Source organism: Pedobacter sp. UBA5917, from assembly GCF_002432345.1.
GTDB lineage: Bacteria > Bacteroidota > Bacteroidia > Sphingobacteriales > Sphingobacteriaceae > Pedobacter.
This window is the reverse complement of sequence record NZ_DJDT01000023.1, coordinates 1-9,428: the sequence shown is the minus strand read 5'-3', so window position 1 is coordinate 9,428 and position 9,428 is coordinate 1. Positions and strand designations below refer to the sequence as shown.

Sequence of the window (9,428 nt, the reverse complement as noted above, 5' to 3'; positions counted from 1 at the left end):
GAATACGACCGGAACGCAGTGAGCGGAGAAATCTATCTTGCAGGAAAGACCCTGAAACAAATTCAGGGTGACGATATGCTGGAGAGGTAGAGGTCTATCCCGAAACAGAGAGACTCTAAATAAAAACCGTCATCCCGACCGGAACGAAGTGGAGTGGAGAGAGCTATTGCGGGAAAGACCCTGATCCCGAAAGTTCGGGACAGAGTGACGATATGCTGGAGAGGTCTATCCCAAGACAGAGAGACTCTAAATAAAAACCGTCATCTAGACCGGAACGCAGTGAGCGGAGATCCTTCGACTACGCTCAGGATGACAATGTAGATTTCTCGACTTCGTTGTGCTCCACTCGAAATGACGGCAACTTTTAGGAGTTATTTACGTTAACGTGTCTGTCAACAATATTGACTTCTATGCAATAAATTATTCCTCGAAATGACGGATATGAGGGACACCCTAAACCTTACACCTCAAACCCTAAACCTTCCCCCCTTATTTCCCCGAATAAACTTCTGCAATTTGTTTGGTAAGGTAATTAAATGCCTGAGGCATTTCTACAGCGGCATTATTGGTACTGGCTTCTATGAAGATATATCCTTTATAATTGATTTTCTTTAGCGCACGTAAGTATGGTTTAAAATCATCTCCGGCTACCCCAGGCAGGCTACGTTTTTCTTTTTCGGCAATTTCGCAAAAGCCCACCTGTTTTGCGGCAGCAATAATTTCATCGGGCGATTCGCCTTCGCGTAGCATATGGAAAACATCAACGTTAAGCCTAAAGTTGGGTTCGTTTACTTTTTTTACAATTTCGGCAGCTGCTTTTAATGAGGTAATAAAATTGGTTTCGGTGGTTTCGAGGTTTTCCAACAGGATGATCACATTATTTTTCTTAGCTATCTGCCCCAGTTTTTTACAAAGGATTACAAAATCTGCTTTCGCTTTTTCTATGTCGTAACCAGAAGGGATACTCCTTGCACCCGAACTGCCCAGTACGATATATTTTACGCCTGCCTGTTTCGCCCTCGAAAGCACTGTTTCGGTGTAACTTAAAACCTTTTCTTCGTTTACATCCGGACCTGCAATTTTTAAACTGCCAGGAAAAAACAAGTTGCAGCTTAATACTTTGCATTTAGCCGCTTTCAGTTTCTGCAGATTGGACTGAAATTCATCATCGCTTAATGTAGGTGAAAGTATTTTGGGTACCGATTCGCCAATCAATTTAAAGCCAGCAGCATATGCAATGCTATCTTGTGATAAACCGCTTACAATGCCTAATTCTGGATATTTTTGTTGTGCTAAAAGTTGACCTGAAGCCAACAAAACAAGTAAGCTGGTAATAATTGATAAGAATGTCTTTTTCATAGAACAGGATTAAAAGATTTCAGGATTAACAGGATCATAGTTTTTTAAAAAGATTGATTCAATAATAGGTGATTTTATTGCCAGATTGATTTAACCGAATAAACCTTTAAATCCTTAATTTCGATATTATTTCCCCAAAACTGAAAGCCTTCGGTGTTTTTAGCATCTAATCTGCGCTCCATCGAATAAGAATAAGCCCCGCCATCGATAAAAACCTCTACAGAAGTTCTGTCGATGTAGATATCGGCCGAAATTTCCATGCTTGTCATATCTTCGGGAGAATAAAAAACACCGTTAACAAGGTTAAAATTCATATCGTAGTCCAGTATCTTTTGTCCGGCAAAACTCAGTCCGGCGCTGGTGGCATGCGAAAGTTTCAGTTTTGTTTTAATTCGGATCCTGTCTGTATTGTTATAGGTTTTAAGTTTTTCGTTTGCATCTTTTACATTTAAATTGGTCGATTCGCCAGCACTTTCGAAAAGCTGCGAAGCTTCCTTTATCGGTTCGCTCACTAAACGTAAGCCATCTTTTGTGGTTTTAAGTTTTAGTTCGGTTGGCAAAAGCATCATCCCATTAAATGGCATATCAGGGTGGCCGATCTTACCCCATCCAATCTGGATTCTTCTGCCATCGCTCTCGGGGATATTGGTAAAAGTTTGTGCGGCATAAATGCTTCCGGTTACGTAATAATGTTTGCCCGATTCGGGCGTAAACTTCTTACCATCAAAAGTACCGGTCATATAGGTATTAGATGCTCCATACATTACCCATTTGGTTTTGCTTTTATCGCCATCAATGGGCAGTTCGAACAAATCCGGGCATTCCCAAAAGCCTGTGGTATGGCTCATAAAAGTCCAGTCTTTTAAATTGTCCGAATTATAGATCGAGTGTCCGTCACGTTCATTCAGCACCATTACCCAATGTTTACCGGGTTTGTACCAGAAAACCCTCGGATCTCTGGTGTCTACACTGTTCCATTTCGCTTTCGAATCGATGATCGGATTTTTGCCGTATTTTGTCCAGGTGCGTCCTTTATCCAAACTATAAGCCACACATTGCACCTGTTTTTCCTCCGTAAAAGCCGTATAAGTGGCCACCATTGCAGGCGTGTTGCCTTTGTTAAAACCAGCTGTATTGTTATAATCGATTACGGTTGAACCGGAGAACATGGTACCCGTTTGATCAGGGCTTAGAGCGGTTGGCAACTCCTCCCAGTGGATCATATCCTTGCTTACGGCATGTCCCCACGACATGTTTTCCCATTCTCTTTCATAAGGATTATGCTGATAAAACAGGTGATATTCACCTTCATAAAAAATAAGTCCGTTCGGGTCGTTTATCCAGCCTCTTTTTGTGGTAAAATGGAACTGCGGACGGTTTTTCTCTTTATAGATGGATTGCTGACCTTCAATTTCATCGTTCTGATAAATTTTCTGTAATCCGGCAGCATCCCCTTCATAACTGATTTTTATTGTTTTACCTTTCAGTACGCTTACATCACAGAAAACCCAATATTCGGGTTCGTCTTTTGCCAACCTGATTTTAAAAACACGCTCCTGTTTGCCCGAAATTTCGAATTTCATATTGGCCCTGGCCTGCTTTTGCGAAACGGGCAGGTTAAGGTAACGTTTGCTGATCTTGATTTCAATATCGGCGGCAAAGGCAAAATGAGAAAGAATGCATAAAGCGCCAATGGCAAAAATTGCTTTGTAAATAGTTTTCATGTTCCGGGAATGGTAAATCGTTTTATCAATTAAAGAAGGATATTGGTTAGTGGAGGAAAAGATAGGGAAAAATATTGAGGTGGAGCAAAAGTGTATTGTTTTATTTACGTGGTTGATGCTTTAGAAAACACCGGATATTGATCTAATGGGCATTTCTATTATTTTAATTATTTCGTTTATGCCCGCAGATGACACAGAGAGCGCTGATCCAAACGAAGTAGATATTTTCTAAACCTATTTTGCCACGGAGACACGGATTTGCACAGAATAGCCATACATTTTGTTTTCATTCCTATAAATCCGTGTTTTTCTGTGAATCCGTGGCAAAAAAAATCAAGGTCTTAGCGAGACGCTAAGACCAGTAATGAATCGAAGGATCTTGTTTAAAAGAATTTACTTATGTTTGGCTATCAGCAATTGATACCATGGAAATTTAATTGTCGAAGTCCTACATCTTAACCCTATTCTGATCAATATTTGTGCAGCTCCACCAAAATCATAACGCGAATAACGAAACCCAGCATTGGAACAGTTTTAAAAACGGCAATGCGTCCGCTTTCGAATCTCTTTACAACACCTATTCGGCAGGTTTGTATAATTATGGATCGAAGTTTAGCAAAGATAAAGACCTGATTAAAGAGTGTATCCAGGATCTTTTTGTGGGGCTGTGGACGAGAAGAAATTCGGTCGGAAATCCTGAACATGTAAAAAATTACCTTTATAAATCTTTCAGGCATGCCATTTTCAAAAAAGCTTTTCAGTTAAGCAAAAACGAAACTTACGAGGAAACAGAAAACTACCAATTCCAGGTGGTTTTAAATGTAGAGGAAAGCCTCATTGATAGCGAAAAACAATTGCAGGTGAGCGAACAACTTCAAAATGCCATGGCTAAACTTACGGCAAGGCAAAGGGAAGCTATTTTCCTTAAATTTTATGAGCAACTGAGTTACGAGGAAATTGCCGAAGTGATGGGCATAACGGTAAAAGCAGGATATAAAATCATGGCCCGCTCGTTAGATTATCTGCGCAATAACCTTTCAAAAGATGATTTATTATTGCTTTACCTCATGCTCCATTTAAAATTATTAAACTGATAATCAGTAAGATATAATAAATATTAAATTTTTATTCATTTCGATGGGGTAAAAAACGGCTGCTGCTGCTAATAGGATCAAAAGAAAGAACAATGAAGAAACAGCTAAGCGATTACAAAGCTTATACTTTAGCAGATCTGATCAACGATGAAGCCTTTATCCTTTGGGTACTTCAGCCGGATGAAACAGCAGACCTATTCTGGCAGCATGTACAGCATACTTACCCCACCCTAAGCCCATTGATTGCAAGTGCAAGGGAAATCGTATTATCGATACGGTTCGAAACCGACGTACTCGATACAACGGAAAAACAACAACTTTGGCAAAACATTGCCGCCAAAACCGTTTCGATCAAAAAAACAGGCAAAACCTTGCCAATGTGGTACCGTTATGCCGCCGCAGCCGTTGTGGTGGGTATCCTGTTCTGTATCGGCATTTTATATTCGGTTAACCAGAAAGTCAATATCGAAACACCTTATGGCCAATTGAAAAATATTACTTTACCAGATGGATCAATTGTAACCCTCAATGCCAATTCGCATATTAAATATGATAAAAACTGGGATAAGAACGAAATCCGTGAGGTTTGGATCTCGGGTGAAGCCTTTTTAAAAGTAAACCACCTGCATAAAACAGGTGCAATAAAAAACCACGAACGCTTTATTGTGCATACAGGGGCAGTTAATGTAGAAGTTTTAGGAACTTCCTTTAACGTAAACGACCGTAGAGGCCGTACCGAAGTAGCCCTTTTAGAAGGTAAAATCAGTCTGGATTTAAAAACCGGCGAAGCAAAACCATTGATTTTGGTCCCTGGCGATATCGCCGAATATGCAAACGGCAAACTGGTTAAAAAACCGATCAATGTTGCCGAATATGCCTCATGGAAAGATGGAAAATTGTATTTCCGCAATGTTCCGCTGGCTAAAATATTCGATTATTTCGAAGATATTTATGGTTATAAAGTGGTGGTTGATGATCCGAAGATTTTGGAGAAAAGGTTATCGGGTGCTTTAAGTGCGAAGGATCGGGATGTACTGTTTAAAGCCATTGGTGTTACGCTGAACATCAACATTAGCCCGAAAGAGGCTACACACGAACTTATTGTTACATCTAAATAAGGCTACGATCATGAAAAAGAACTTAAAAGTTAGCCTTATTGCTTTAATATGCATCTTATTTTTCAACCAATTTACATTTGCCCAACAGGTAAAACAAGAAGAAGCGCAGCCCCTAACGCAGGTGCTCAGTAAATTGAGTACACAGTTTAAAGTCAATTTTTTATACGAAGAAAGTCAGCTTAAGCAAAAACAGGTGGCTTATCAGGCAAATACTTATGCGGGTAAACCTTTAAAACAGATTTTAGATGCCCTTATTTTACCACTTAATTTATCGTGGTACAAGGTAGATGATAAAAACTATTCTATTTTCCCCACGGTTTCTAAAACAGCAGCACCGGTAAAGCAGAACATCAACCCCAGCATTGCCGATTCTGTTGCAAAAGATCAGGTAAGCGGCCGGTTGCTGGATGAACATGCCAAACCATTGGAATATACCACGGTAACCTTGTTGGTGGCGGCGGACTCCTCTTTCGTAATCAACTCGTTAACCGATCTTGATGGTAAATTCACCTTTCTATCGGTTAAGCCGGGTACTTATAAAATCAGGATTTCACCCATTGGCTATAGTCCTTATACCACAAAACCTTTTACGGTTGGCGGTAATGCCGCAGTAAGCATTGCCCCTATCGCGATGCAATCATCAGGCGAAAATTTAAAGGAAGTTAAAATTACGGCCAGCAGGCCATTGGTAGAAGCCAAAAGTGATAGATTGGTTTTTAATGTAGATAATAGTGCGATGGCGGTGGGCAATTCGCTCCAGGTATTAAAATCGGCACCTTTTGTACGAATCTCGGCCGATAATACCGTGAGTTTACAGGGAAAACGGACCATGATTCTGATTGATGGCAAACCTGTACCTGATGCAGCACTGGAAAATATCCTGCAAACCATGCCGGCAGGAAATATCCTTAAAATTGAACTGATTACACAACCTTCGGCAAAATATGACGCTGCTTTTGGCGCGGTGATCAACATTATTACCAAAAAAAGCCAGATTGAAGGTTTTACGGGCGATGTACGCGCCGATGGATCAACCGGAAAATATGCTACCGGCAATTTAAATACTTCGACCACCTATAAACACAAAAACCTAACCCTTTATGCGAGCGGTGGTGTTACGAAAGGAACCAACATTTTCAGTATAAATTCGGAAAGGTTTCAGGACCCTGCCGATCCGTTATATTATTTAACCAACAACTGGTCGAGGATATCGCATAACAACCTCTATAATTTTCAGGCCAGTGCCGAGCTGCAACTGGATAAAAACCAAAGCATCGGTCTTTTTGCAAACGGAGGTATTTTCTATTTTAAAGGACCATGGGCAACAACGAATGACTTTGGCCGAAAAAACATCCGTACCGATTCGGTATCGTATACTGATGCTACCTTTAACCAACGCGCCAGTTCTTACACCTATAACTTTAATTACCATCTTTTAGCCGATTCGGGCAAAAACGACCTCGTGGTACTGGCTACTTTTACCCCCTGGAAACGTAACCTTTTCCAGGATTTCCCTTCGGTACTTTATGATGGATCGGGCAATATCATCAGAATTCCTACCCATTATCAGAACAGAAATAAGGCTGCTATTGATGTTTATATTGGTCAGGCTGATTACACACACGAGTTTAAAAAACAATGGAAGCTCGAAACCGGTGTTAAATTTCAGTATACCAATTCTAACACAAGCGTAAATTATCAGGATAACCGCAACGGAGCATTTACATCTAATCCGGTATTTTCTAATGAAAGTAACCTGAAAGAATCAATTGCTTCGGTATATGGAATATTAAGCAAAGACTGGAAAAAAGATAAAGTACAGCTTGGTTTAAGGGTCGAAAATACACAGGCCAATTTTGCCGGAAACCTTAAACAAAATTACACCAATTTATTCCCTACTTTTCTTTATCAGCATAATTTTAACCAGGATAATAACATTTCCATTTCTTATAAACCCACCATTAACCGTGCGCCTTATTACGAACTGGTACCTTATACGGTATTGCTTAATCGGTATACCATTGAGCAGGGCAATCCTTCGCTTACGCCACAGTTTGATGATACCTATACCTTAAGTGCCAATATCCACAAGCTTAATCTTTCGTTAAGTTATACCCATACAAAGGGTACCATTGGATTGTTCCCTTATCTGCAGGATCTTGCAACCAAGGTTACCTATTTTACACGCCAGAATCTCGACCGGGCATCGGATGTTTCGCTTTACCTGTTTTATCCGATCAAAATTAACGATTGGTGGGAAACCCTTAACAGCGGTACACCAATTGGTTATAACATGGCCGAAGGACCGGTTTTGGGTACCCATTATAAACTGGCTGCCTTTCACTCTGATTTTAAAAGTTCGCAGGTTTTTAAAATTTCGAAGAACCTGAAACTGCAGATAGATGCTTATTACTGGACCAATTATGTGCAGGATTTATCGAAAAACAGTGGTTATAAAAATATCGATGCTTCGTTTTTGCTTAACCTTTGGGAAGGCAAAGGGCAGCTCCGTTTGGGCGGAAATGAACTAGTTTTTAAGCGGAACGATTATCTTGTTGAACGCAGTTATGGTACTTTTAATTCGGCCGAAAGGGTGAGTACCGATAGCAAACGTGTTTTTGTTGGTTTCACCTATAAGTTCGGCAAATCGAAAATCCAGAAATCGGATGCCAAACTGGGTAATGAGGATGCGTTGAAGCGGTTGTAAAAAATAAAATTCGTCATCTCGACCGCAGCATCGCGGAGCGGAGAGATCTACCAGAATAGATCTCTAGACTACGTTACACTCCGCTCGAGATGACGAATTTGCAGAAAGATCCTTCGACAGGCTCAGGACAACTCCATTAAAAAACGTCGTCTCGACTGGAACGGAGAGATCTACCAAGATAGATCTCTCGACTACGTTGCACTCCGCTCGAGATGACGTCTTTTTGAATCTTACGGCGTAGGTGTATTAAGTGTTTTAGGGATTAAACCCACATTTATCTTACGCACCATTTCTTCCAAATGCATTTTGGTTAAACCTGTGGCAAAAGGGATTGCTTTTTTGATATCGCCCCTTAATTCAATCAAATGAGCACGCATGATGCTTCCACCGTCTGATTTGGTTACATCAGGGTTCATATAAACGTTAATTCCGCCCAACTGTCCCGTCATTACGATTTCGTTGGTTGATACAAACATTTTGATGGCATTGCTCATATAGGTCTGTTGCAGGTTACGGCGGTAAATATCAATTGGTTTGTGGCTGTAAATTTCGCTCCATATTCCTTTTTTCAGGTCGTTAAGGTATTCCATGGCGGTATAATTTTTAACCGGATCGGTAGCCTCTCTGTTGATCATTTTCACGATGATATCAGAACCCATCATCCGCATTAAAACCACGTATTGTAAATAACTGATGGTATTAACAGCATTGGCACCGGTTACATCGGCAATCTGTTTGTTGATCAACCATTTTGGCGTTACAAAAAATTCGTCGTTCATAAACTTCATGGCCTGTTTTTGGGTGGCATAAGAAACAGGAGATAACAATCCACCAGGCTGTTCTACACTTTTAAAAGTAGTATAGGTACCCGCAAAATTACGGATCACATGACCAAGGTATTGGGTATATTGTTTAATTACTTCCTTATAAATTTCGCCTGTTTTATCGTAACCTTCGTTTGGCTCACGCGTCCAGGCCATAATATTTGGCACCACGCGTTTTAGGTTTTTAATGCCGTAAGTACCCGCCAGCATGGCATTATCGCCCATATCTTCGCTCTGCGAACGTGGATCTGTAAACAGGTTCTCTGATCCGAAAAACAAACGTTTATTGGTTTTTAAACTATCGATGATGAGTTTATTCAGATAAGGTGTTTCTTCATCTGCAGTTTTAAATTCGGGCCTCCAACGGTAACCGAATTCGATGGCCCATTTATCGTAATCGCCAATGCGTGGGAAAATCCCTTTTTCCGAAATATGGTCTTCGGGCTGCGCCACATAATTAAACCTCGCATAATCCATTATAGATGGTGTGTGCCCATGAGCCTCTACCCAGGCTTTATCCCTTAATTTAGCTACCGGAACGGTTGAGCTTGATCCAAAATTATGCAATAGCCCAAGTGTATGGCCAACTTCGTGCGAGGATA

General features: G+C 40.6%; 6 protein-coding genes. 3 read left to right on the top strand and 3 right to left on the bottom strand.

Annotation, left to right across the window (positions count from 1 at the left end; genetic code table 11):
* Positions 1-489 precede the first annotated feature (489 nt).
* Entirely contained in the window at positions 490-1,359 is an 870-nt protein-coding gene (locus tag B2V92_RS01760) for a sugar phosphate isomerase/epimerase family protein (RefSeq protein WP_293304281.1), read from the bottom strand.
* Positions 1,360-1,433: 74 nt separating this feature from the next.
* Positions 1,434-3,083, bottom strand: coding sequence for a DUF4980 domain-containing protein (locus B2V92_RS01755; protein WP_293304279.1), 1,650 nt, complete (start codon positions 3,081-3,083; stop codon positions 1,434-1,436).
* Between the two features lie 479 nt (positions 3,084-3,562).
* Here B2V92_RS01755 and B2V92_RS01750 point away from each other — a divergent pair, with 479 nt between their 5' ends.
* The 3 genes from B2V92_RS01750 to B2V92_RS01740 all read left to right on the top strand — a co-directional run bounded on the left by B2V92_RS01750 (position 3,563) and on the right by B2V92_RS01740 (position 8,002).
* The gene (locus B2V92_RS01750) at positions 3,563-4,177 is read left to right on the top strand and encodes an RNA polymerase sigma factor (protein ID WP_293304277.1); all 615 of its coding nucleotides are present in this window, start codon (positions 3,563-3,565) and stop codon (positions 4,175-4,177) included.
* Between the two features lie 92 nt (positions 4,178-4,269).
* Positions 4,270-5,295 (top strand): FecR family protein, encoded by a 1,026-nt coding sequence (locus B2V92_RS01745; protein WP_293304275.1) that lies wholly within the window; start codon positions 4,270-4,272, stop codon positions 5,293-5,295.
* 10 nt (positions 5,296-5,305) lie between these two features.
* Positions 5,306-8,002 (top strand): outer membrane beta-barrel protein, encoded by a 2,697-nt coding sequence (locus tag B2V92_RS01740; RefSeq protein WP_293304274.1) that lies wholly within the window; start codon positions 5,306-5,308, stop codon positions 8,000-8,002.
* Between the two features lie 230 nt (positions 8,003-8,232).
* Here B2V92_RS01740 and B2V92_RS01735 read toward each other — a convergent pair.
* A partial coding sequence (locus B2V92_RS01735) for a zinc-dependent metalloprotease (protein ID WP_293304272.1) occupies positions 8,233-9,428 on the bottom strand: 1,196 nt, incomplete at its 5' end.

Bases quoted from the DNA above. Each gene is read 5' to 3' on its own strand.
- B2V92_RS01760 (WP_293304281.1), bottom strand. From the start codon at position 1,359: ATGAAAAAGACATTCTTATCAATTATTACCAGCTTACTTGTTTTGTTG.
- B2V92_RS01745 (WP_293304275.1), top strand. From the start codon at position 4,270: ATGAAGAAACAGCTAAGCGATTACAAAGCTTATACTTTAGCAGATCTG.
- B2V92_RS01740 (WP_293304274.1), top strand. From the start codon at position 5,306: ATGAAAAAGAACTTAAAAGTTAGCCTTATTGCTTTAATATGCATCTTA.
- B2V92_RS01755 (WP_293304279.1), bottom strand. From the start codon at position 3,083: ATGAAAACTATTTACAAAGCAATTTTTGCCATTGGCGCTTTATGCATT.